Source organism: Bifidobacterium asteroides, assembly GCF_019469425.1.
Classification (GTDB): Bacteria; Actinomycetota; Actinomycetes; order Actinomycetales; family Bifidobacteriaceae; genus Bombiscardovia; species Bombiscardovia asteroides_I.
In genome coordinates this window covers 697987-721478 of the sequence record NZ_CP048272.1, presented here as the reverse complement: position 1 = coordinate 721478, position 23492 = coordinate 697987, and the positions used below count along the sequence as shown (strand labels likewise).

General features: G+C 60.3%; 13 protein-coding genes. 4 read left to right on the top strand and 9 right to left on the bottom strand.

Annotated features, from left to right (window positions below; genetic code table 11):
- Positions 1-53: 53 nt before the first annotated feature.
- Together murI and GYM67_RS02700 are read left to right on the top strand one after the other, a co-directional pair.
- Positions 54-839: a glutamate racemase gene (murI, locus tag GYM67_RS02705; RefSeq protein WP_220237015.1), complete on the top strand. Its 786-nt coding sequence runs from the start codon at positions 54-56 to the stop codon at positions 837-839.
- 67 nt (positions 840-906) lie between these two features.
- Positions 907-1758, top strand: a complete 852-nt coding sequence (locus tag GYM67_RS02700) for a patatin-like phospholipase family protein (protein ID WP_220237014.1) — start codon at positions 907-909, stop codon at positions 1756-1758.
- Between the two features lie 53 nt (positions 1759-1811).
- On the opposite strand, the gene GYM67_RS02695 is transcribed toward GYM67_RS02700, so the two are convergent.
- The gene (locus tag GYM67_RS02695) at positions 1812-2780 is read right to left on the bottom strand and encodes an SPFH domain-containing protein (RefSeq protein ID WP_220237013.1); all 969 of its coding nucleotides are present in this window, start codon (positions 2778-2780) and stop codon (positions 1812-1814) included.
- 167 nt (positions 2781-2947) lie between these two features.
- Between GYM67_RS02695 and GYM67_RS02690 the strand changes: the two genes are divergently transcribed.
- A complete protein-coding gene (locus GYM67_RS02690) occupies positions 2948-3895 on the top strand; it encodes an aldo/keto reductase (protein WP_220237012.1) in 948 nt (315 codons plus the stop codon).
- 85 nt (positions 3896-3980) lie between these two features.
- Here the strand turns inward: GYM67_RS02690 and ileS are convergent, their stop codons facing one another.
- From ileS to GYM67_RS02660, 6 genes are all read right to left on the bottom strand, one after another.
- Complete coding sequence (ileS, locus tag GYM67_RS02685; protein ID WP_220237011.1) at positions 3981-7325, bottom strand: mupirocin-resistant isoleucine--tRNA ligase; 3345 nt, start codon at positions 7323-7325, stop codon at positions 3981-3983.
- A 274-nt stretch (positions 7326-7599) separates the two neighbouring features.
- Complete coding sequence (locus tag GYM67_RS02680; RefSeq protein ID WP_220237010.1) at positions 7600-8874, bottom strand: glutamate-cysteine ligase family protein; 1275 nt, start codon at positions 8872-8874, stop codon at positions 7600-7602.
- A gap of 111 nt (positions 8875-8985) precedes the next feature.
- Positions 8986-11289, bottom strand: a complete 2304-nt coding sequence (locus GYM67_RS02675; protein WP_220237009.1) for a glycoside hydrolase family 3 N-terminal domain-containing protein — start codon at positions 11287-11289, stop codon at positions 8986-8988.
- Between the two features lie 70 nt (positions 11290-11359).
- Positions 11360-13474: a beta-galactosidase gene (locus tag GYM67_RS02670; protein ID WP_258561559.1), complete on the bottom strand. Its 2115-nt coding sequence runs from the start codon at positions 13472-13474 to the stop codon at positions 11360-11362.
- Between the two features lie 33 nt (positions 13475-13507).
- Positions 13508-14863 carry a glycoside hydrolase family 30 protein gene (locus GYM67_RS02665; protein WP_258561558.1) on the bottom strand — a complete coding sequence of 452 codons (1356 nt, stop codon included), beginning with the start codon at positions 14861-14863 and terminating at the stop codon, positions 13508-13510.
- Between the two features lie 51 nt (positions 14864-14914).
- The gene (locus tag GYM67_RS02660) at positions 14915-16249 is read right to left on the bottom strand and encodes an MFS transporter (RefSeq protein WP_220237008.1); all 1335 of its coding nucleotides are present in this window, start codon (positions 16247-16249) and stop codon (positions 14915-14917) included.
- A gap of 298 nt (positions 16250-16547) precedes the next feature.
- Here GYM67_RS02660 and GYM67_RS02655 point away from each other — a divergent pair, with 298 nt between their 5' ends.
- On the top strand, positions 16548-17165 hold the full coding sequence (locus GYM67_RS02655) for a TetR/AcrR family transcriptional regulator (RefSeq protein ID WP_220237007.1): 618 nt from the start codon (positions 16548-16550) through the stop codon (positions 17163-17165).
- A gap of 72 nt (positions 17166-17237) precedes the next feature.
- On the opposite strand, the gene GYM67_RS02650 is transcribed toward GYM67_RS02655, so the two are convergent.
- Together GYM67_RS02650 and GYM67_RS02645 are read right to left on the bottom strand one after the other, a co-directional pair.
- The gene (locus tag GYM67_RS02650) at positions 17238-17891 is read right to left on the bottom strand and encodes a sugar O-acetyltransferase (RefSeq protein WP_220237006.1); all 654 of its coding nucleotides are present in this window, start codon (positions 17889-17891) and stop codon (positions 17238-17240) included.
- A gap of 85 nt (positions 17892-17976) precedes the next feature.
- The gene (locus GYM67_RS02645) at positions 17977-23253 is read right to left on the bottom strand and encodes an acyl-CoA dehydratase activase-related protein (RefSeq protein WP_220237005.1); all 5277 of its coding nucleotides are present in this window, start codon (positions 23251-23253) and stop codon (positions 17977-17979) included.
- Positions 23254-23492: the final 239 nt, after the last annotated feature.

Here is a 23492-nt window from a genome sequence, read left to right as displayed (position 1 = left end):
GCCCTTCGGCGACAGGCTAGGCTGGTTTTTCGGCTGCGAAAGGAGCAGATCACATGGCATCAGATGCACCGATCGGGATCTTCGACTCCGGGCTCGGCGGTCTGAGCGTCACCGCAGCCATTCAGAACCTTCTGCCCCAAGAAAGTCTGCTCTACTTCGGAGATTCCGCCTACGCCCCCTACGGCACCAAGGAGCCGGACCGGATTGCCAAGCGCTGCCAGGTCATCGGCGACCGGTTCATGGACCAGAGCGTCAAGGCCATGGTCATCGCCTGCAACACCGCCACCAGCGTCTGCGTTGATCAGATGCGCCAGCGCTATCCGGTCCCTGTCATCGGCATGGAGCCGGCCTTGAAACTGGCTTGTACGCGCGGTGGAGGCCGACCTCAGCGGGTTCTGGTCACTGCCACCCCGCTGACCTTGAAAGAGGCCAAGTTCTCGCGCCTGATGGCACGGTTCTCCGGCAGGCACACCATCCTTACCCAGCCCTGCCCAGACCTGGTGACCATTGTGGAGTCTGACAGGCTAAATGACCAGACCCTGGTCGATGCCACTCTGCACCGTTACTTGGACCCCTACGATCTGCAGAACCTGGATGCCCTGGTCCTGGGCTGCACCCACTTCGTCTTCTTCCGCAAGTCCATCGCCCGCATCTGCCCGCCAGGCCTGGCACTGATTGACGGCAACCCGGGAACAGCCCGCCACCTCAAGGATCTGCTGGCCCAAGCCGATGCCCTCAACCCGGACCCCGGCCCCGGCAGAGTAGAGATCGCCAACTCTGATCCCTCGCCAGCCATGCTGGATCTGTCCAAGCGGCTACTGGCCTCCTGCCGCCCCTGAACGGCTTGTCCAACGTTCACGCATAAGCTGTCATCAAGGGAGGAATTTGTCAGGAATCGAGGTGCCCATGGCACGCAAAAGAACAGCCGTCATTGACGTAGGCGGCGGTTACCGGTCCATCTTCGGCGCCGGCGTCTTCGACCGCTGCATGGAGCAGGGCATCGCCTTCGACCACTGCTATGGGATCTCGGCCGGCAGCGCCAATCTGGCCTCCTTCCTGTCGGGCCAGCTCAGACGCTGCTACCGCTTCTACACCGTCTACTCCTCGCGTAAGGAGTACGCAAGCGTGAGCAACTTCCTGACCAAGCACGCCTTTGTCGACTTGGACTACGTCTATGGCAAACTGTCGGCCCATGACGGAGAATACCCGCTGGATTACCAAGCTTTGAAGGCCAACCCGGCCCTGTTCACTGTAGTGGCCTGCAAGGCCACTGACGGATCCACGGCCTACTTTGACAAGTCCGACCTGGCCCAGGACAACTATGACATACTCAAGGCCTCATCCAGCGTGCCGGTGGCCAATAAGCCATACATGATCGATGGCGTGCCCTATCTGGACGGCGGCATCGCTGACCCGGTCCCGATCCGCAAGGCCATGGACGAGGGCTATGAACGCATCGTCCTTGTCCTGACACGCCAGAGGGACATTCTGCGTGAGCAGAAGAAGGATGTCCTGCCGGCCCGAATCCTGTCGAGGACCTATCCGGCGGCCGGCGAGCGCCTAATGGAGCGCTACCGCACCTACAACGACGAGGTGGCGCTGGCCAAGCAAGCCGAAAAGGAGGGCCAGGCGCTCATCCTGGCCCCGGACAGCCTGTGTGGGCTGACCACGCTCAGCAAGTCGCTCAAGGGTCTAAACGCCATGTACGACAAGGGCTATCGAGCCGCCGAGGCCATAGCCGACTTCCTGAAAAGTTGAACCCCGACCCCGCATGATTTGGCATGCGGGGATTGCTTCTTTGGGACAAGACCTTACAGAACCGGCGTCTCAGTCCCGCCCTCTGTGCCTGCGCTCTTGCGGCCGTGGCGAGGATCCTCACTCCCCTGGCTGCTCTGGGCGGTCATCAGCGCTGCGGTCATCTGGTTGAAGAGCTCGTTGTACCCGCCGGGGGTCGCCGCCGGAAGGACCAGGGTCTTGGCATTGTCAGACTCGGCCAACGAGCGCATCACATCAAGATACTGGTTGAAGAGCACCACGTTGTTGACGGCATCGATATCCATGCCCACGGCCCGCAGACTGTTGATCTGATCCACAATGCCATTGGCGATCTCCCGCCGGTAGTTGGCTTGGCCCTCGCCCTGCATCCTGGTCTTCTCGGCATCCGCCTTGGCCTGCGTCTCAATCTCGATCCGGCGGGCCTCGGCACGTTCACGGGTAGCCTCCTTTTCGCGCTGGGCCGCGTTGATGGAGTCCATGGCCTGTTTGACCTGGGCGGAGGGGTCGATGGCGGTGACCAAGGTCTTGATGACCGAAAATCCGAAGCGCTGCATCTCCTGGCCCACGGTCTGCTGCACATCGGAGGCGATGTCGTCCTTGCGCGCGAAGGCATCATCCAGGCTCAGGGAGGGAATGGCCGACCTGAGGGCATCCTCCATATAGGAGCGCAGCTGGCCTGCCGGATCGACCAGCTCATAGTAGGCCGTAACCACATTGGCCGCCTCCACCCGGAACTGTGCGGAGACCTCCACGGTGACGAAGACATTATCCTTGGTCTTGGTCTCCAGCTTGACGTTCAGCTGGTTGACGCGCAGGTTGGTCTTGGCCGCTATCCGGTCCACCAGGGGAATTTTGGCGTGGATGCCCGCCTGCGCCACCCGGTGGTACTTGCCAAAGCGCTCAATGATGTCCGCCTGCTGCTGGGGCACCACGAAGATTCCCGAGAGGAAGATGATCAGCGCCAGGACCAACACGGCGACCGCAATGGCAATGTCTAAATGCATGAGTGTTCTCCTTCGAGCTTAAAACCCTTGGATGTCGGACCTGAAAACCGCACCATTCCGGCCTCCCCTCCATCACTATACATGAGGCACACATCTGAATAATCCGTTCTGGCGCCTGGAACGGTAATAGACTCGGCCTGACAAGGCTTCAACCCGAAAGGATGAATATGGCAAAACTACGCGGCATCGACACCGAAATCTTCCCCCTGGTTCTGGGCGGCAACACCTTCGGATGGACCAGTGACGAATCAGAGTCTGATCAGGTCCTGGACGCCTACACAGAAGCCGGAGGCAACCTGATCGACACAGCTGACGTCTACTCGGCCTGGGCCCCCGGCCACTCCGGCGGCGAATCCGAGATCGTCCTGGGCCGCTGGCTGGCCAAGAACGGCAACCGCAACAAGGTCCTGGTGGCCACCAAGGTCAGCCAACACCCCCAGTACTCTGGTCTTTCAGCCAAGAACATCGAGGCCGCTGCCGATGCCTCCCTGCTCAGGCTGGGCCTGGATGTGATCGACCTCTACTACGCCCACTTCGACGACAGCTCCACCCCCTTGGAGGAGACCGCGGCAGCCTTCGACAAGCTGGTCAAGGAGGGCAAGGTCCGGACCATCGGCCTGTCCAACTACACACCTGACCGGATCCGCGAATGGTTCAGGATAGCGCGCCAGGAGGGCCTGACCCTGCCGGTGGCCTTGGAGCCCCAGTACAATCTGGTCTACCGCAGGACCTATGAGGATGGCCTCATGCAGGTCGCCAGGGACGAGAATCTGGCGGTCTTCCCCTACTTCTCGCTGGCTTCGGGCTTCTTGACGGGCAAGTACCGTACCATGGACGACCTCAAGGGCAAGCAGCGCGAGGGCATGGTCAAGGACTTCTTCACCCAGGAGGGGCTGGATGTGGTCGCCGCCATGGACGGCATCGCCAAGGCCCACGATGTTGAACTGGCCACCGTAGCCCTGGCCTGGCTCAACCACAGGCCTGGAATCGCAGCCCCCATCGCTTCTGCACGCACCCCGGAACAGTTGCCGGCCCTTCTGGCCGCCGCCCATCTGGAACTGAGCGACCAGGATATGCAGACCCTGGACCAGGTCAGCGACAAGGTCAAGGGCTGATCGGCAGCCGGGTATCACGCCCGGCAGGACGCATCACAAAGGGTTTCCATCTGATGCAGGATGGAACCCCTTTGTGCAACTAGGATCAGGCCTTGACCAGGTCGACCTGCGGCTGGTCCAGATCGCCAACATTGACGGTCAGATTGGTGGCCAGGGTCTCGCGAGCGATCAGGTCGCTGAACTGCTGGGCCTTGGGGGCATCCTCCCCGGGCAAGGTCAGGGTCAGCCGGATTCGATCAGCAATGTCCAAACCGGCAGTCTTCCGGGCATCCTGAACCTGGCGGATCAGATCTCGGGCATAGCCCTCGGCCAGGAGGTCGTCGTCCAGCTGGGTGTCGAGAATGACGAAGCCACCGGTGGGCAGGGCTGCAGAGGCCGATCTGTCGGCCTGGGAGCCATCCTCCTGCTCGATCCGGTTGTCCAGCTCGTATTCGCCTGGCTTCAGGGCCACCGATCCGTCGGGGGTAGCGACGACCACGTGCCCGTCCTGCTCGGACCAGTCGCCCTGCTTGGAAGCCTTGATGACGAACTGAACCTGCTTGCCCAGCCGAGGCCCAGCCGCACGGGCGTTGACCTTCAGATCGTGGATGATTCGCAGGCCGTGCTGGCCGGCCTGGTCCAGGGTGCAGAATTCCACATTCTTGATGTTCAGCTCCGACTTGAGCACGTCCACGTAAGAACGGGCCGCATCGGGGTCGCGAACCACCACGGTCAACCGGGACAGCGGCTGGCGGACGCGGATCTGCTCGGCCTTGCGCAGGGCCAGGGTGGCCGAAACCACCTCGCGAACCTTCTCCATGGCAGCTACCAGGGCAGGATCATCACGCAGGACCTGCCCCAGTTCGGTCTCTTGTCCGGTGGACTCATCGGCCAGGAAGGGCCAGTCGGCCAGATGGACCGACTCCCCACCGGTCAGACCACGCCAGATCTGCTCGGCTTCCATGGGCGCCAGAGGGGCCAGAACGCGGGCGAAGGCCTCCAAGACCGTATAAAGGGTGTCGAAGGCCTGGTGGTCCTCACTCCAGAAACGGTCGCGATTGTTGCGAATGTACCAGTTGGTCAGTACATCGATGAAGTCGGTCACCGCATCGCAGGCATCCGAGACGGCGAAGTCGTCCAGGGCCTTCTGCACCGACTGGATCAGCCGGCGGGTCCGCGCCAGCAGGAAGCGGTCCATCTCCGGCAGACTCGCCACCCGGTCCGGTGTCAGCGCCTGGGCCTGGTAGCCGGCTCCCATATTGGCCGCGTTGGCGTAGAGCGTGTAGAAGTAGTAGGAGCTCCAGACCGGCAGCATAACCTGACGGACCGTGTCACGGATGCCCTCGGCGGTGACGACCAGGTTGCCGCCGCGCAGGATGGACGAGCTCATCAGGAACCAGCGCATGGCATCGGATCCGTACTTGTCGAAAACCTCATTCACATCCGGATAGTTGCGCAGGTGCTTGCTCATCTTCTGGCCGTCGGAGCCCAGGACGATGCCATGGCAGATCACGTTCTTGAAGGCCGGCTTATCGAAGAGGGCCGTGGACATGATGTGCATGGTGTAGAACCAGCCGCGGGTCTGACCGATGTACTCGACCACAAAATCACAGGGATCCCGGTCCTCGAAATACTGCTTGTTTTCGAAGGGGTAGTGGAATTGGGCGAAGGGCATGGAGCCTGACTCGAACCAGCAGTCCAGCACATCAGTGATCCTGTGCATGGTGGACTTGCCGGTCGGATCGTCAGGGTTGGGCCTGGTCAGCTGATCGATCCAGGGCCGGTGCATGTTGATCTGCCCCTTTTCGTCGGTCGGGTAGCGGCCGAAGTCCTGCTTGAGCTCCTCCAGTGACCCGTAAACATCCACCCGAGGGTACTTGGGATCGTCAGAAACCCAGACCGGGATGGGCGAGCCCCAGAACCTATTGCGGGAGATGGACCAGTCACGGGCATTGGCCAGCCACTTGCCGAACTGGCCGTCCTTGACATTCTCGGGGATCCAGTTGATCTGCTGGTTGAGTTCCAGAAGGCGGTCCTTGATCTTGGTTACGGAGACGAACCAGCTGGAGACCGGCTTGTAGATCAGCGGAGTGCCGCAACGCCAGCAGTGGGGGTAGGAGTGGACGTAGCTCTTCTCCTGGAAGAGGATGGCCCGGTGCTCGGCGGGGATCCGGGCCAGGGGACCGTCCCCTGCGCGCAGGTTGCGAATAATAGGCATGTTGGCATCGAAGGCCTGCATGCCTTGGTAGTCGGGGCACTGCTCGGTGAAAACGGCCCCGGCATCGAGGACGTCCACGCTGCGGATGCCCTTGGCGTTCAGGGTGTTCATATCATCCTCGCCATAGGGAGCCTGGTGGACCAGGCCGGTGCCCTCCACAGTGTCGACGTAGTCAGCCATGTAGATGGTATAGGCATTGGGGCCGGGGGTGCCACCCTCTGATTCGGCCTGCTCTCCGGCAAAGTAGGGAAAGACCGGCCAGTACCGCCAGCCCTCCATCTGGGACCCCTTGAGGGTGCGGACCACCTGGTAGTCCTCCCCCAGCTGCTTGGCGTAATCGCCCAAGCGGGCCGTGGCGATGTAGAAGCGCTTGCCGGCGAATGGCCCAGACACCGGGCTGACTTCCGAGTACTCGATGCCAGCGCCGACCACGATGGCCAGGTTGGTAGGGACGGTCCAGGGAGTAGTAGTCCAGAAGACCGCATAGGCGTCCTCGTCCCTGAGCTTGACGGCCACGGAGACGGTGGTGTCCTGCCGGTCCTGGTAGACATCGGCATCCATGCGCAGCTCGTGGTTGGACAGCGGCGTCTGATCCTTCCAGCAGTATGGCAGCACCCGGTGCCCCTTATAAGCCAGGCCCTTCTCGTAGAGGGTCTTGAAGGCCCACATGACCGACTCCATGTAGGAAACATCCAGGGTCTTGTATCCGTGATCGAAGTCCACCCAGCGGGCCTGACGATGGACGTAATCCTTCCACTCGCTGGTGTACTTGAGCACCGATGCGCGGCAGGCGTCATTGAACTTCTCGATGCCCATCTGCTCAATCTGATCCACGCTGTCGATACCAAGCTCGCGCTGGGCTTCCAACTCGGCGGGCAGACCATGGGTGTCCCAGCCGAAGACACGGTTGACCTTGTGGCCTTTCATGGTCTGGTAGCGAGGAATGACATCCTTGACATAGCCGGTCAGCAGGTGTCCATAGTGAGGCAAGCCGTTGGCGAAGGGCGGGCCGTCGAAGAAGACGAACTCATTGTCGGCATGATCGCCGGAAGGGCGACGCTCCACCGACTTATTGAAAGTATCGTCATGGTCCCAATAGTCCAGGACCGACTCCTCCATCCGAGGGAAGGAGGGATTGGGCTTCACCTTGTCGAGAGCAGGGTCCACCACCGCCTTGGGATAAACTTCCCCGTCCCGACTTGTCTTATCTGAGGTATCAGTGGCCTGTTTCACCGTTCACGCTCCTCGCTGGTCGTTCATGTCGCCATACCGAGGACGAGGGGCCCGTAGGCCCACCGCGGTACCACCTCGCTTGCCCGGCCAATGACCCCTGCCGGACCGCTTGTCTGGGCTGTGCGGGCCCACCCGTCGGTTCTACTGAGGAACGCCGCAGGGCGTTCCCGTTCTTCCGAGGACTCCCCGCTGATGACGGATCAAAGCCCATTGGTGACCAGAATATACCATCCTCAGGAAACCGGCCCCATCCTTTCGCATAACGATACAGCCGTCAAAGCTGGAAGAGATCAGGATGTCTGGGATCGCCCGGCAGGCCTTCCAGGGTGTCCTCGGCACCCAGGGCCTGCCGCCAGAAATCCAGGGAGCGGCCATAGGGGCTGGCCTGTCCGTCACGGACCTGAAGTTCGGCCTTGGCTTGAAGCACATCCTCCTCGGCCACCCCGTCCAAGAACCGGACAAGCCGAGCAAAGCGTGCCGGATCATAGAAAATGCCGCCGACGACTTCCACAAGTCGGCTGGCGCGTTTCATGGGCAGGGAATCCCAGTGCCTGAGCTCGATGTAGTTCTTTAGGCGAACGTCATTGAAGTGGGTGGTCAGGATGTGCGCTATCTCGGCGTCGTTGAGCCGACGGTCAGGATAGATCTCCCCGGCGTTTTCATGCCAGGCGATGAAGACCTGATGCCCTTGCGGCCCCTCCACCTCCGGGGTGTGGGAGACATCGGCCACCATCAGCGGGGTGGACAGCAGGTCCACGGCATAGTCCTCCCAGCCGAAGCCGTCATCGAACAGCCCCGGGATCAGACCTGTGCGCTGGGGGTCAAGCCAGTCCCAGATCCGCTGACGTCGCAGGGGCATGCGGTTGGGCTCGCCCTCGAAGATAGGGGTGTTGCGGAAGAAGTAGGCCAAAACGGGGCCGATAGCCGTGCCCAGACGGATCTTGGCGATGGCGTCGTCCTCGTCCTGATAGTCGATGCTGATCTGGGTGGAGGCGGTGCTGCGCATCATCATGGGCCCGCACTGGCCGATGCGACCCAGATAGGTGTTCATGACCGCATAGCGTTCCTTGGGATTGACGCCCACATCCGCGTAGGAGCCAGCAGGACGATACCCGTACTCAACCAGACGAAACCCCAGCCGCTCGGCAATAGGGTCGACCTCGGCACGGAAACGTCGGTAAAGGTCCTCGAATTCTCGGCTGTCCCGCACTACGCCCAAGGAGCACTCCACCTGGCTCCCGGGCTCCAGGGAGACCACGCAGCCCGGCCTGCTCAGGCCGACCAGATGACCATCCTCACGGTATTCTTTATGGCCGTCGTAGCGGGGTTCCAAGGCCGACAGCAAAGCTTCGATGCCCCGCTCCCCCTCATAGGAAACCGGGGCATCGGACCCGTCGTTGCGCACTGGCAGATGCTCGATCTCAATGCCGAACCGCCACTGGGCCTGCGGTTTGGAACCTCGTGTAAAGTAGTCGACCAGGCTGGACACATGCCGCGGATTGGGGACCGTCAACAGGTGCGCATACCCAGCGCCTACGCTTTTGCTCATACTGCAATGGTAGGGCGGGCGAGGGCCCTGGGCAACCAACACCCCAAGGGTCCCGCCGCAACCGGATGACAGTCGACCATCCGACTGCCTCCAACCCAGTCGATCGCAGGCTCAGCCCACCACGGTCACCGTCACGGCCTGCAGATCTTCCCTGCACGAGGAGGATCCCACCAACACCTCGAACTGGCCAGGCTCGACCCTGCGGCGGCAGTCGGCATCGACCAGGGTCCACTCGGACACCGGTAGATCGAAAACCACCTTCCGGGTCTGCCCTGGATCCAGTTGAATCCTTTGGAAGGCCTTGAGCTCGCGGTCAGCCCAGCTGACGGAGGTCACCAGGTCGCTGATATAGACCTGGACCACCTCGGTGCCTGATCGCTGACCGGTGTTGGTCAGGTCTACATTCACCCTGACCGTGTCCTTGGGGCCGACGGCATCGGGTCCATCAACCTGGGGCTTTCCGTAGACGAAGGTGGTGTAGCCCATCCCCTGGCCGAAGGCGAAGGCCGGTTCCTGGGTCAGGTCGGCATAGCGATCACCATGCTGGCCGCGGATCTGGTTGTAGTAGACCGGCAGCTGACCGGCATGTCTGGGAAAGGTGATGGGCAGTCTGCCTGTAGGCTCAACCTTGCCGGTGAGAATCCTGGCCAAAGCACGACCGCCCTGCATGCCCGGGTCGGGCTGCCAGATCAGAGCTCTGGCCGACTGTGCAGACGGGGGCAGGATCAGCGGCTTGGAAGACATGAGCACGATGACCATGGGCTTGCCCGTCTGCGCCAGGGCATCCAGCAGATCGCGCTGAGGACCGTAGAGCTCCAGGGTGGCAGTCGAACGGCCCTCGCCCACCAGCTGGACCACGTCGCCGACCACAGCCACCACCAAGTCGCTTTGCCCAGCCAATTCAATGGCCCTGTCGAAGCGGCCCTGATCGATCCTGGCCGGAGCAGCCACCTTGGGCCTGGGCTGGCCGTCGGGGAAAAGCTCGCCCGCCGGGTCGTCGATCAGACGGAGCACGTCGACGCCCTGCTCACAGTTGAGCTGCCAGTTTTCAGGCAGCTCCTTGCGCAGACCGTCGGCCACGGTCGAGATCATCTCCCGCGGCTGGTCCTTGATCCAATCGCACTGACCCGAGCCGCCGGCCCAGTCCCCAAGCTGGTTCTGGGCGTCGTCGATCAACGGACCCACCAAGGCGATGCTATGCGCTGAATCATCACCAGGGCGGCCATCGGCACCCACCCCACCGAACAGGGGCAGGATGCCGTCGTTCTTCAAAAGAACTGCCGACTCCTGGGCCACCTGGAGGTTGAGTTCCTGGTGCTCCGGTGAGTTGATGACCGCCTCCTGGGCCCCGGGGCTGGGCAGACGCGGATCCTCGAAGAGCCCCATGCGGAATTTCAGGGCCAGGATGCGCTTGACCGCCCGGTCAAGGTCCTCCTCGCGCAACAGCCCGGCATCCAGTGCATCCAAGGCTCCCTGGTAGAAGCCGGGCGTGGTCATAACCAGATCATTGCCAGCCTTGACAGCAGCCGCGGCTGCGCTGGTGTAGTCGGGCTGCACCTTCTGTTCCCAGACCATCCGGCCCACGTTGTCCCAGTCCGTGATCAGGGTGCCCTGGTAGCCCCACTCCCCACGCAGCACGTCGTTGAGCAGCCAGTTGTTGATGGTGACCGGAACCCCGTCAATGGACTCGTAGCCCAGCATGAAGGTGGCCACACCCTCCTTGGCCAAGCGCTCGAAGGGCGGCAGGAACCAGGAGAGCAGCTTGCGGTGCGAGAGGTCGGCCTCGGAGGCGTCGCGCCCGCCTTGGGTCTCGGAGTAACCGGCGAAGTGCTTGGCCGTGGCCAGCACGGCATCCTTGGGCAGGGTCCCGGTCATGGCTGATCCGCCCTGGTAGCCGCGCACCATGGCCGAGGCCATTTCGCCGATCAAGAAGGGGTCCTCGCCGAAGGTCTCATCCACCCGTCCCCAACGGGTGTCCCTGGCAATGCAAAGCACTGGAGAGAAGGTCCAGTGGACGCCTGTTGTAGCGACCTCCTGGGCTGTGGCCCGCCCCATCCGCTGGACCAGTTCAGGGTCAAAGGAGGCCGCCATGCCTAGCTGCTCGGGAAAGATGGTTGCTCCATGGAAGAAGGAGTGGCCGTGGATGCAGTCGTCGCCAATCAGCAGGGGGATGCCCAGACGAGTGCGATGGACGGCCTTGTCAGCCATGATCATGTTCTTCGGAGAGACATGCAGCAGAGACCCGGCGTGTTGATCCATCACCTCCTCGTCCACCCCTTGGCGGGCATCCAGCTGCATCATCTGGCCCACCTTCTCCTCCCGGGTCATCCGGCCCAGCAGGTCGGCCACTCGCTCATCCAGGCTCAGGCCGGGATTGCGGTAGGGTAGGCCCTCTGCCAACTTCCTTGATGCCATCTGGGCACCTTCCTTTCTTACTGAACACTAATCCACTCATGTATTTGCGTTCGGTCAGTCTGAAGCCGGCCTATCGAACGATGATTGCCAGGTCCCAGGGTCCGATGGTCATGGGCTGGCCCTGGTCGATATGAACCTGAGGATCTGCCTGCCCGTCAGCCACCAGCAGATGCCCTCCGTAGGGTGCGTCCAATCCGACCTCCTTGGATGAATAATTGAGCAGGTAGGTGACCTGCTCTCCCAGGGCGTTGGTGCCCTCACGCACCGTGACCAGGCCAGCCAGGTCCCGGGCAGGACTGTTCAGGCCAGCCGCATCTGCCGCATCCGAAAGCAGGAGCCGCATGCCCTGGGCCGAGGGCAAAGTGCCGAGCCACTCCGCGCTGCCGTGGCCGTATTCATGACGGGTCACAGCCGCATACCGCTTCCAGACCGGGTGGTCATAGGAGGCCAGGACCTGGGTGCCGGGGCGCGGGTTCAACAGTTCGATCAGCCCCTGACAGGCCGGCCCGTCCTGGTCGGCCCCACGCAGATCCAGGGTCAGCCCCTTGCCGGGACGGGTGAACTGGTTGTAGTCGATGCCGAACACGTCGGTCAGCAGGTGCGGAGCCTTGTCGTGCCAAACCTTAAGGTTCTCGTCCGCCACGAAGGAACGCAGCGTGGCCACCAGATGACCTCCCCGATAAACGTAATCGGCAAGGGTCCTCAGCGTATCCTCATTGCTGCTGTAGAGGGCAGGAACCAGGACCATGGCGTAAGCCTCCAGCTGGGACCGGTCAGCCTTGTCGCTGATGAAATCGCACTCGATGTTGAGCTCGAAGAGGGCGTCGTAGACCCGTCTGACCACATCGTTGTAGGAGATCTGCCCCTGTTGACGGGGGAAGCCAGTCTCCAGGGAGAACCAGTCCAAAGCGGTCAGGGAGTCGTTGCCCACCATGATGGCGACCTTGTTGCGCTTTTGAAGGTTGATCAGACGCTCCCCCACACCCTTCTGCGCTATCTGCCTGCCGAATTGGCCAGCCTCCTCATAGGTGGGGTTGGGCTCCATATCCTGCGAAAGCAGACCCTTCCAGTAGGTCTCGAAGGAGTTGTGGATGGAATGCCAGTGCCAGTACATGACCCCGTCAGCACCCGAGGCCAGATGGCTGTATGCCTGCAGTCGCAGCTGGCCCGGGTAGGGCAGCCAGCCGTTCTGTCCCTGGGCTTCAGTTTCCAGAACCAGGTAGTTGGCGCCACGCTTCAGGCTGCGGGTCATGTCCCCGCCGAAGGCGATCTCCTTGCCGGTCAGGTCATCCTCAGTGGGATGGTAGATGTCCACACCGGCCATGTCCAAGCATCCGGCCGCTTCGAAATGATCGACAGCCGGCTGAACGCCGTATGACCAGCCCGGACCCCAATCGAAATCGAAGTTGTGGGTGACGAACTGGTCCTCGCGAGCGTATTCGCGCACAATGCCAGCCTGCCAGGCCAAGTAGCGGCTGACCTGGCTTCGACGGAAGCGGTCGAATGCGGAACCAAGGGATGCGTTGATGGTCCCGGTCAGATCGGGAAAGTCCTCCCAGGAGTCGATCCTGTTGGACCAGTAGTCCAGTCCAAAGGCCGCATTGAGACGGTCCAGATCGTCATCAAAACGCTGTCGCAAATCCTTGACGAAGAGCCGCTGCATGTCGGGCGATACGCAATCGTAGTACTTGGTTTCGTTGTCGACCTGGTAGCCGATCACCTGTTGGTTGTCAGCCACATGGCTTATAAGCCTGCGGATGACACGCTCGCCGTAGTACCGGTAGGAAGGGTTGACGATGTCCATGATCTGGCGAGCGCCATACCGATTGGGACCATCAGGGGTGTCCGCTAGAACATCCGGGTGCATGGCTACCAGCCAGGCGGGGACGGCATAGGTGGGCGTGCCCACGATGACCTGGATGCCGAAGCGTTCCGCAGCATCCAGAACCCGGTCCACATGGCTGAAGTCGAATGCGCCAGGCTGGGGCTCCAAGGTGCTCCAGGTGGATTCAGCGATACGGATGGTGGTAATGCCGGCGGACTTCATCATGGACATGTCCTTGTCCACCCGCTCATAGGGCATGTATTCATCGTAGTAGGCGCAGCCGAAGATGAGCCTGTCTGGAAGGCGCGTGATGCCTGGCGAAGCTGAGTGGTCTTTGGCTCGGACCGCATTGTCTGACATGATGGACTCCAATCTTAATCTACGAGACTCGATTCATAGAACGAAGGTGTTAAAGGACCGCGGCTCCAGGGTTGCCTGGAAACCATGGTTCCCTTCGCTATCCCCTCCCGGCCCGGAGAAGGAGAAGGGCATGGCGCGATCCAGGGCGTTCTGAGCCACGACAACGACCGATCCATCAGGATTTTCGAAGGCTGTGGCCATGGAACTGAAATGGCCGCGTGTATCCAGCTGGCGAGCGCCTGGGCGCACATAGTGCGAGTAATGACGCATGACGTAGTACTCGGGATTCCGGCTGATCTGGCCGGTGGTGGTGTCGATGGAGAAGAGAGAATTCTGCCGCCAGCCCCAGGTGGATATGCCCTGGCCCAGGACCATGTTCCAGTAGGTGTAGCAGGTGGCTCCAGCCCGAAGATACCGATTGACCAGTGAGAAGACGTATTCGGCGTACTCCCAGGAGTTGCCGCCCATGCCGCATTCGGACTCGGTCTGTTCCAGCTCGATCTCGGGCCATGAATTGTGGGTGCGCTCGATGACATGCTGGCCAGCCCACTGGTAGCCGATGCCGGCAATGTACTTGCGGCAGTCATCGTCAAAGAGAATGTTGTCCACGTAACGGTTGTAGTTTTCCAGGATCATGCCTTGGGGGCCGAATTTCATATCCTCGGGACCATTGAGGGTCCCCAGGAAGATGGCCGTGTCCGGCGCCTCTTTGGCGAAGAGGGGGCCCAGATAGTCGCGGATGAAGATGCGCATATCCTCGCTGGACCAAAGGCAGGAGGGGAACTTCTGATCCGCGAAGACCTCGTTCTGCACATGCAGCTGGTCGACATGAATGCCACGGGAATCATACTCGCGCACGTATCGCAGAAGATAGCGGGCATATGCGGATAGATTGCGCTCGCTCATGTCGATTCGCCCGAAATTGTAGACCTTGGGCCGTTTCATCCAGGTGGGTGGACTCCAGGGGCTGGCGAAGAGGCCCATGTTCGGTTGATACTTCTGCGCCTGTCGGATGTATGGAATCAGGGTCTGCTCGTCGTGGTCGACACTGAAATGCTTCAGGTCATAGTCGCCGTCGGTCTCGTCGTAGCTGTACCAATTCGCAGCAAAGTCGTTGGCACCCACCGGTGTCCTGTTGAAGGTCAGATTCAGCTCGTCCGGGCTGAAGAGCTCACGGATGATCCTCTCACGTTCCTCCTCCCCCAGCTCCTGCAAGGGCAGCCACCCCAGCTCATTGAAGCAGCCGCCAAACCCTCTGAGGGCCTGCAGCCTGTCGCCGGTCCACTCCAGATCGGCCGATGACTCCAAGGCAGAAAGCGCCAAGGGATGTTCCTGCATGGCTTGCTCGCGAGTGGTTGCCACCCAGATTGGTTCTGCATTTCTGTTCATTTATCTTCTGCTCCTTTGTATGGTTTTCCTGTATGTCCAGACAGGCCGGTGTCACTTGACGTTTCTGATCATCAGGATAAAGACGCATCCCAGCAGGGCGAAGGCGATGGCCGTTGGGAAGGCCGCCGCATAGCCCCAGTTCAGCGTGATGAAGGACATGACCAAAGGACCGGCCATCTGCCCCAGTGTGGTGGCCAGGTTGAGGATGCCCAGATCTTTGCCGGCCTCCTCCTTGCTGGGCAGAACGTCGACATTGAGGGCCTGGTCGACGGAAGAATAGACTCCATACCCGAACCCGGCGATGCCGGCGTACAGGTACATGCCCATGACCGTGGGGCTGATCCAGGGCATAGCGATGCCAATAGCAAAGAGAACGGAGGCGATGACCACCGGCACCTTGCGCCGTCCGATCAAATCCGAAATCGGGCCGGAGACCAAAGAACCCAGCAGAGATACCACCATGGTGATGACGGACATAACCGAAATGGTTGCGGCTGCCTGGGTTACAGTTTGACCCACATACTTTTCGACGATATAGAGCTGATAGGCGGAGATCATCTGATAGCTCAGCAGCATGCAGAGCCTTCCAACGAAGGCCTTATAGAAGTCGTGGGCTCCATGGAAGCGCGGAGGCTGGAAAGACTTGAGCACGTCCATGAGAGTGCCCTCATCCTTGGGCAGATAAGCAGCCGAACCTTCCCTGGGCATGATCAGAATCGCCACGACACCACCCAGGAACATGAGCACGCCGGCTAGAACGAAGCCAGTGAACATACGGGTCACCAAGGCCGCGCCGATCAGAGAGCCGATAGGCGAACCGATGGTAGAGCCTGCTCCATAGAAGGCGGACAGGGTTCCGCGCACACCGGATGGCACACGGTCGGACAGGATGGCCACCATAGGGGCGATCATGCAGTTCAGACCGAACATGCAAAGGCAATACACGATAGTGAGCAGAACCGGGTTGGTGGTCATGCCCGTCAGGAACAGGGTCACACCACCCAGGACTGCGCCGCCCAGGACCCACGGTGTTCGACGCCCGTACCGGGAACGGCTGCGATCAGAGAAGTTCCCAAAGAGTAGGTTGGAGACCAGCGAAGCCACGGCAGTACAAGCATTGACTACGCCCATCAGCGCCTCGGGAGCGATGCCTGGAACCTGCTTGAGATGCTCGGGAAGCAAGACGATGCTGACGATTCCCAGGCCTGACATCCACAGAATGCCGAAAGCCAGGAAGCTCGCCCCAAACCGAAACAGGGTCTTTTTGGGTACCGGCTTACCTGTCTCGGGCGAGAGCATGGGGTCCTTGTCGGCAGCGGCCAAAGCTGCCTTATGCGCCTGCAGAAGTTCAGAATCCCCCAACCCCGGGGCTGCTGAGTCGCTCATAGTGTCGACCTCTCTATTGTTAGTCTTCTCTGACACGTCCAATGCAGGCAGACAACCGTATCTACCAAGCATTAGATAATTATATATCTAACAGTTACTCGATATAAATGTCAAGTCAGCGACTGAATGCACATCTTCGAGTGCCTGTTGACTTCTTTTTCTTTTACCTGTCTGAGTCGTAACCCGGTTGCGCCATACCCTGATCACTGTTACGAATCCGAGCCCCATGTACCATAAGTATCAAACAACCAGCAGCAGAACACCCAAGAACTGCGGAAAGGAGCCATAAGACCAGGACATGGCGAGCCGAACCAGAAAATCACCTGAGGCGAGACGTGCGGAAATCACACAGGCCGCCGCCCACCTCATCAGCCAACACGGATACAACGGCATATCGCTCAAAGATGTCGCTGACATGGTGGGGATGTCACAGCCGGGCGTTCTCCATTATGTCGGCAGCAAGGAAGGCCTGCTATCTCTCCTGATCACGGACCTTTATGACGTCAATGGCACCCCGGAGGAATTCGTACAGACAGGCCTGCCCGGGTCCGACCCCGATCATCCACATCTTCCGGCCTATTTTGACTATCTGGTTGCTCACAACGCGAGCCAGCCTGAACTTACTCAGCTATATACGGTCCTGGAAACCGAGGCCATCTCCGCCAACCATCCTTTGCATGACTATTTTCTTCGCAGGCCAGAAGAAGTGTGGGAGCATTATTCCCGTTTCCCCTGGGCGCTCCCCGACGGCATGGATTGGTCCAGAGACATGCAAAACAGCGTCAGGATGAGCGTGGAAGTCATGGACGGCATACAAATACGATTGCTGCGGGAGCCGAAAATCGACTATGTCCAGGAATGGAACCTGTTCAAAGACTTGCTTTTCCCCTTGCCGCTCTGGGATGGGTACCGCTGAACAGCGCAGGCTGCTCAGCGGCGGCAGTCTTCCCAGACAATGCCGGAGCAGCCGGAAGGGACATCCGAGAAGTCAGCCCTCTTCCTCCATCCTGAAGGGTTTGGCATCATAAGGCGCCTGATATCGGCGATCCCTCCAGAAGTATTCATAATCGCGGTCGTTGATGGGACGGACGACCTTGCAGGGGTGGCCGTAGGCAACCACGTCGGCGGGGATGTCCTTGGTGACCAGGGACCCTGCCCCGATGACCGTGTTGCCTCCGATGGACACTCCTGGCATGATGATGGCGCCTGCGCCGATCCACACATTCCTGCCTATGCTGACCGGGGCCGAGAACTGGGGCGTTCCATAGGCACGTATATCGGGGCGAATGGTGTGCCCGGTGGTGACGATGGTGACATTGGGTCCGAACATGGTGTGGTCGCCTATGTCAATGCGTCCATCGTCAACCAGAACCAGGTTGAAGTTGGCGTAGCATTTGCTCCCCCAGTAGGTGTTGCAGGCCCAGTTGGCCCGCACTGGTCCCTCAATCCAGCTGCCTTGGCCAAAGGAGCCGAACATCTTTTTGCAAAGGTCCTGTTTTTTCTCCGCCTGGCTGGGACGGCAGGCATTGAACTCGAAGACCAAATCCTGCTGGGCGTCCTGAACCTGCTTCATTTCAGGCGTATCGGCAATGTAGATCTGGTCGGTGTCCAGCAGAGCCTTGATTTCCTCGCGGCTGATCATGGTAAACCCCTCTTTCCTTGATCTTCGTAGTCCAGCAGTTCCGAGGCCGCTGCGTTAGCTCCAGACGCCGGCCTCAACCTGGCATCTACAGACTCTCCAGAACCTTCTCTTCGTCCTGGACGGGTGCTGCCTGCCCAGCATCCAGGCCGGTCGATCCCGCAGGCTGTGATTCCACGGCATCCTTGTGATCCCGGCTGAGTGTTTGCTGGTCGCCCGGCTTCTTGGCAGCGGCGATCATCAGCTTGATCCTATTGAGCTGGTTGGCCTCCGATGCGCCGGGATCGTAGTCGATCGAGACGATGTTGGCCTCAGGGTAGGTCCTACGGATCTTGCCGAACATGCCACGTCCTGTCACGTGGTTGGGCAGGCAGGCGAAGGGTTGCGCGCAGACGATGTTGGGGGCGCCGGACTGGATCAGTTCAATGATCTCTCCGGTCAGGAGCCAACCCTCTCCAGCCTGAACGCCCAGGGAGGTGACTGATGCGGCCTTTTCCCTCAGATCACTGATATGGGCGGGAATGTCGAACTTCCCATGGGAGGCCTTGAACCCGGCGATCATGGGGGCGCGGTAGGCATCCGCCGCCTTCAGGACGATCTTCTTGACACCCACCCGGCCGCCTGTGCCCAGCATCTCCTCGTTCCATTCGGCGTTTGAAATGCCGTTGACCATGAAGTCACAGACACCGGGGAGCACGGCCTCGCAGCCCTGGCTCTCAATCAGGTCGACCACATGGTTGTTGGCATCTGGATGGTACTTGACCAGGATTTCGCCTACTACCCCCACACGAGGCTTGCGGGGAATATCGCGCAGCGGCAGCTGGTCGAAAGCCCGGATCATCCTCTTCATCAGCGTGCGGTAAGGCAGATACCCATGACCGTAGACCTTCTTGGCAGTCTTGGAATACCCGTGGTTTTCGATGGTCTCTTTGCAGATCGTGTCCCAAAGCTTGTAGAGCCTGTTGGCTGATCCTGGCTCCTGCTCGTAGGGACGGACCCTGAGCAGGCACTCGATCATGGCATCGCCCAGATAGAAGGCCTTGACAGCACGATGCAGCAACGCCGGGGTTACCTGAAGGCCGGGATTGGCCTTGAAGCCCTGCACGCTCAGCGTGATAATCGGCACATAGCCGTAGCCCGCATCAGCCAGGGCCTTGCGCAGAAGACCATAGTAGTTGGTGGCCCTGCACATGCCGCCGGTCTGTGTGACGATGACCGCGCACTTGTGCGGGTCGAACCTGCCGGAAAGGAAGGCGTTGACCAGCTGCCCCACCACGATGATGGCCGGGAAGCAGGCATCGTTGTTGACGTATTTGACACCGGTGTTGATGTCTTCGGCCGTGGCATGCTTCAGAAGCTCGAAGTGGTAGTCAGCGCTGGAGAAGACTGCCTCCAGGAGAGAGAAGTGCACAGGGGACATCTGCGGTGCCACCACTGTGAATTTGTGCCCCATCTCCTTGGTGAAGCGATGCTCTGTGGCGTACTTGGACAGGGTCGGTTTGGCGGCGGCTCCGCTAGCCTGGACATCCTTGCCTTGGTTGTCGGCTTCTTGCTTCTTCTGCTGCGAAGCCATGGCCTCCCGGATGGGCCTGACGCCCATGGGATGAAGGCCTATCAGACCCTGATCGCTCTTATCGTGCAGGGCCACGAACCGGGCCAGAGCCACAATGTCGGCCTTGCGCTGAGATAGGTTGATTTTCTGCGCGTTGGTGGACCGGAACCCATCGGATTTCTGCTTGTCAGACGCACCTGCATCCATTACTGCAATATGGCTGGCAGACTCTTGAGATTCCTGAGAATCATGGGAATCAGATGGATCCTCCGCCTGAACAAGGTCAGGCAACGAATCAACTTCCTTGACCCCGGCCTTCACATGCGCCTGCTCCATAACGGGGGCTTCCTCCTGGTCTTCGCTGTCCTCCTGGGCCAGACCCCGCTGGTGACGTTCGTCCATGGCGGCCTTCAGCGAGCGCAGACGGATCTTGGCTGCACCCAGGTTGGAGACCTCGTCGATCTTTAACTGCGTGTAGACATCGCCCTTGTCGGCTAGAATCTCCTGGACCTGGTCGGTGGTGATGGCATCCACACCGCATCCAAAGCTGACCAGCTGGACCAGCTGCAGGTCGGGATACTCGGAGACGAACTTGGCTGCCGAGTAAAGCCTGGAATGGTAGGCCCACTGGTCGGTCACCCTCAAGGGCATCTTCTGATGATCGTCACCGAAGCTTGGTACGGTCTTGCGGAACTTGGCAGCCGTGGGGTTGTTGGAGGCCAGCGCCCGCTCACCTGCCGCTGGAATGATGTAGTCACTCAGCTTAGGCAGGTCATGTACGTCCAGCTCGCAGATGGAGTCCTCGGAGAGTACGGCCATGCCCAAGGAGCAGATGGTTTCGGGAATGCCGTGGTTGACCTCGGGATCCACATGATAGGGGCGTCCGGACAGCACCACGCCTTTGACCCCATACTCCTGCATGTAAGCCAGAGCGCGAAGCCCCTCCTGGCGGATGTCCTCCTTGAACCGGGCATCCTCCCTGTAGGCCTCCTGAACGGCGATCCGGGCCTCCTCCTCGCTCACCTTGGCCCAGTCGAAGACCTTGACGATCCGCTCGACCATCTTCTCCTTGTTGGACAGGTTGAAATAAGGCCGCATGAAGCGGACACCGTTCTCCTTGAGCTCGGCCATGTTGGCCTCGATCACCACCGGGTAGTTGGCCACGATGGGGCAGTTGTAATGGTTGTCCGTATCGGGAACCAGCTCCTGCTCGTAGGTGACGCAGGGATAGAAGATGGTCTTGATGCCCTTGTCCACCAGGGAGTGGATATGCCCGTGGACCAGCTTGGCCGGGTAGCAGATGTTCTCGGAAGCGATGGACTCCATCCCGCTCTCGAAGAGCTCATGGTTGGAACGCCCCGAGATCATGACCCGGAAGCCCAATGAGGTCAGCAGGGTGAACCAGAAGGGGTAGTCCTCGTACATGTTGAGCACACGGGGAATGCCGATATCGCCCCTGGTGGCCTTGTCCGGGGTCAGACGGCGGTAGGCGAAGGCCCGCTTGTATTTGAAGTCGTAGAGGTTAGGCCTGTCGGAGCGCTTGCGGTTCTTGTCTCCGCCACGTTCGCAACGGTTCCCAGTCACATAGCGGCCGCCATCTTTGAATTCGGTGATGGTCAGCTTGCAGTGGTTCTGGCAGAGCTTGCAGACATCGTGGGTGGTGGTCATGGAGAGGTTATCCAAGTCGTCCCCTGCCAGGATAGAGCTGGCCACAGTCAGATCCTCGATCTCTTCATTCTGCGGGCAGTGCATACGGGCCGTGAGTGCAGCACCATAGGCTCCCATGAGCCCAGCAATGTTGGGCCTGGTCACCTTGCGGCCGGTCAGGAGCTCGAAGGCCCGCAGAACGGCATCATTGAGGAAGGTCCCTCCCTGGACAACGACCACCGGCCCCAGAGCGTTGGCGTCACGCAGCTTGATGACCTTGTAGAGGGCATTCCTGACCACCGAGTAGCAAAGACCGGCGGCGATATCCTCCGGGGATGCGCCCTCCTTCTGAGCCTGCTTGACCGAGGAGTTCATGAATACCGTGCAACGGGAGCCCAGATCGGTCGGGGCCTCGGAGGCCAGCGCCTGCTTGGTGAAGTCTTGGATGCTGATGCCCATGGACTGGGCGAAGGTCTGCAGGAAGGATCCGCAGCCTGCCGAGCAGGCCTCATTGACGCAAATCGAATCAATGACCCCATCGTTGACGGCAATGTACTTCATATCCTGTCCGCCGATGTCGATGACCGAGGTGACGCCGGGGCTGATCTCCTCGGCTGCCCGGTAGTGGGCCATTGTTTCGACCACACCCTCGTCAACATGCAGACCGGCCTTGACCAGACCCTCACCATAGCCAGTAGCGCAGGCGCGGGCGATGTAAGCGCCCTCCGGCAGGGACTTCCTGACCTCCTTGACGATGTTGGCGGCAGCGATCAGCGGGCTGTCCTTATGCACCCCATAAGTGGACCAGACGATAGTCTTGTCGTCATTGATCAGCACGGCCTTGATGGTCGTGCTGCCCGCGTCGATGCCCAGGAAATGCGGCCCCTTGGCCCCAGACAGATCTCCAGTAGGGATGACCTGGGACCCATGCCGGTCGTTGAACTCCATGCGCTCGTCTTCATTCAGGAAGAGCGGCCGGATCGTTCTGGCCGTCGAGGGCATGTTCTCCAAGCCCTTCAATGCCGAAAGGACACCATCCAGCGAGGTCAGTTCAAAGTGCATGTCTTGATTTTGGCTGGCATCCTTGGCGGTTTCGGTCGCCGGAACCTTATTTTCACCGTCCACCACGGTGGTGGTGCGGCCATCCTGCATGGCATCCTGCAGAGCCATCTTGTCCAGGCTCGGAGCCTTTCCGGACCGTGCCCTGTCGACCTCCGCCTGGTCCAGTCCCCAAGCCGGGCCGAAGGGGTCGTTCACGTCGGACTCAGGCGAGTAGTCAGTCTTGACCTGCGCCGCGCTGTCCTGGTCATCCTGGTCGTGGCGACCGGCCATGATGGCAGCACCATAGGCCACATAGAGGTGTGCATTCTCGGGAATGATATAGCGGCTTACCCTGTCCTGGAGAATCCGCTTAAAGGCTTCCCTGAGCTCGCTCATAAAGAAGAGGGGCCCGCCCAAAAAGATTACGTTGCCGCGGATGGGACGTCCACAGGCCAGACCGGAAATGGTCTGTGTGGCAACGGCGTTGAAAATGGATGCAGCCAGATCCTCCTTAGCGGCTCCGTCGTTGATCAAGGGCTGGAGGTCGGACTTGGCGAAGACCCCACAGCGCGAGGCGATAGGATAAATAGTCTTGTATTTGGAGGCCATATCGTTCAGCCCTGAAGCATCGGTGTTGAGCAGGGTGGCCATCTGATCGATGAAAGCACCGGTCCCGCCTGCGCAGGACCCGTTCATTCGTTGTTCCGGAGTAGGCTTTAGATAGGTGATTTTGGCATCTTCGCCGCCCAGCTCGATGATCACATCCCCTTCTGGATAGGTGGCGTTGATGGCCTCGGTCTCGGCAATTACCTCCTGGGCGAATTCAGCCTGAAGCTGGCTGGCCAGCTCCAACCCGCCCGAGCCGGTGATCACCAGACTGATGGGATTGCCGGCCAAACCAACCCGCGACAGGGAAAGCTTGATGTCGGTGACCAGTTCTGCCACGCACTGCCGCACATTGGCATGATGACGGCGATAGTCATTGAAAAGCGCCTGATCCAGCCCGTCGCCTGCGCCCAGAACCACGGCTTTGACTGTAGTAGAGCCGATGTCCAAGCCCACACGCAGGAGATCCCGCGGCCCTGTGCCCTTATATCGACCTGCTATGTCGACGCCATCAGACATGAAACAACCTCAATCCGTGAGACCGCCGCATGATGGGTTCAAGAAGCAGGAACCGCACCATATCCGGCTTACTCTATTTATGCTACCGCCAGAACGTAAATAACTTCTGCGATATCAGGAATCAGTGCTGTCTCCTTTGACACAGCCGCCAGGAAACCGCCTCTGCTGCAGGTAAGCCGCAGACTAGGGCAGGTGCATCAAAGCGTTGGTTGCAACCCTCGCCTTCCATGCTTTCGCCT

Excerpts from the sequence above, each read along its gene's own strand:
- GYM67_RS02670 (WP_258561559.1), bottom strand. The coding sequence starts at position 13,474 with ATGTCAGACAATGCGGTCCGAGCCAAAGACCACTCAGCTTCGCCAGGC.
- GYM67_RS02700 (WP_220237014.1), top strand. The coding sequence starts at position 907 with ATGGCACGCAAAAGAACAGCCGTCATTGACGTAGGCGGCGGTTACCGG.
- GYM67_RS02695 (WP_220237013.1), bottom strand. The coding sequence starts at position 2,780 with ATGCATTTAGACATTGCCATTGCGGTCGCCGTGTTGGTCCTGGCGCTG.
- GYM67_RS02680 (WP_220237010.1), bottom strand. The coding sequence starts at position 8,874 with ATGAGCAAAAGCGTAGGCGCTGGGTATGCGCACCTGTTGACGGTCCCC.
- murI (WP_220237015.1), top strand. The coding sequence starts at position 54 with ATGGCATCAGATGCACCGATCGGGATCTTCGACTCCGGGCTCGGCGGT.
- GYM67_RS02660 (WP_220237008.1), bottom strand. The coding sequence starts at position 16,249 with ATGAGCGACTCAGCAGCCCCGGGGTTGGGGGATTCTGAACTTCTGCAG.
- GYM67_RS02645 (WP_220237005.1), bottom strand. The coding sequence starts at position 23,253 with ATGTCTGATGGCGTCGACATAGCAGGTCGATATAAGGGCACAGGGCCG.
- GYM67_RS02690 (WP_220237012.1), top strand. The coding sequence starts at position 2,948 with ATGGCAAAACTACGCGGCATCGACACCGAAATCTTCCCCCTGGTTCTG.
- GYM67_RS02655 (WP_220237007.1), top strand. The coding sequence starts at position 16,548 with ATGGCGAGCCGAACCAGAAAATCACCTGAGGCGAGACGTGCGGAAATC.
- GYM67_RS02675 (WP_220237009.1), bottom strand. The coding sequence starts at position 11,289 with ATGGCATCAAGGAAGTTGGCAGAGGGCCTACCCTACCGCAATCCCGGC.
- GYM67_RS02665 (WP_258561558.1), bottom strand. The coding sequence starts at position 14,863 with ATGAACAGAAATGCAGAACCAATCTGGGTGGCAACCACTCGCGAGCAA.
- GYM67_RS02650 (WP_220237006.1), bottom strand. The coding sequence starts at position 17,891 with ATGATCAGCCGCGAGGAAATCAAGGCTCTGCTGGACACCGACCAGATC.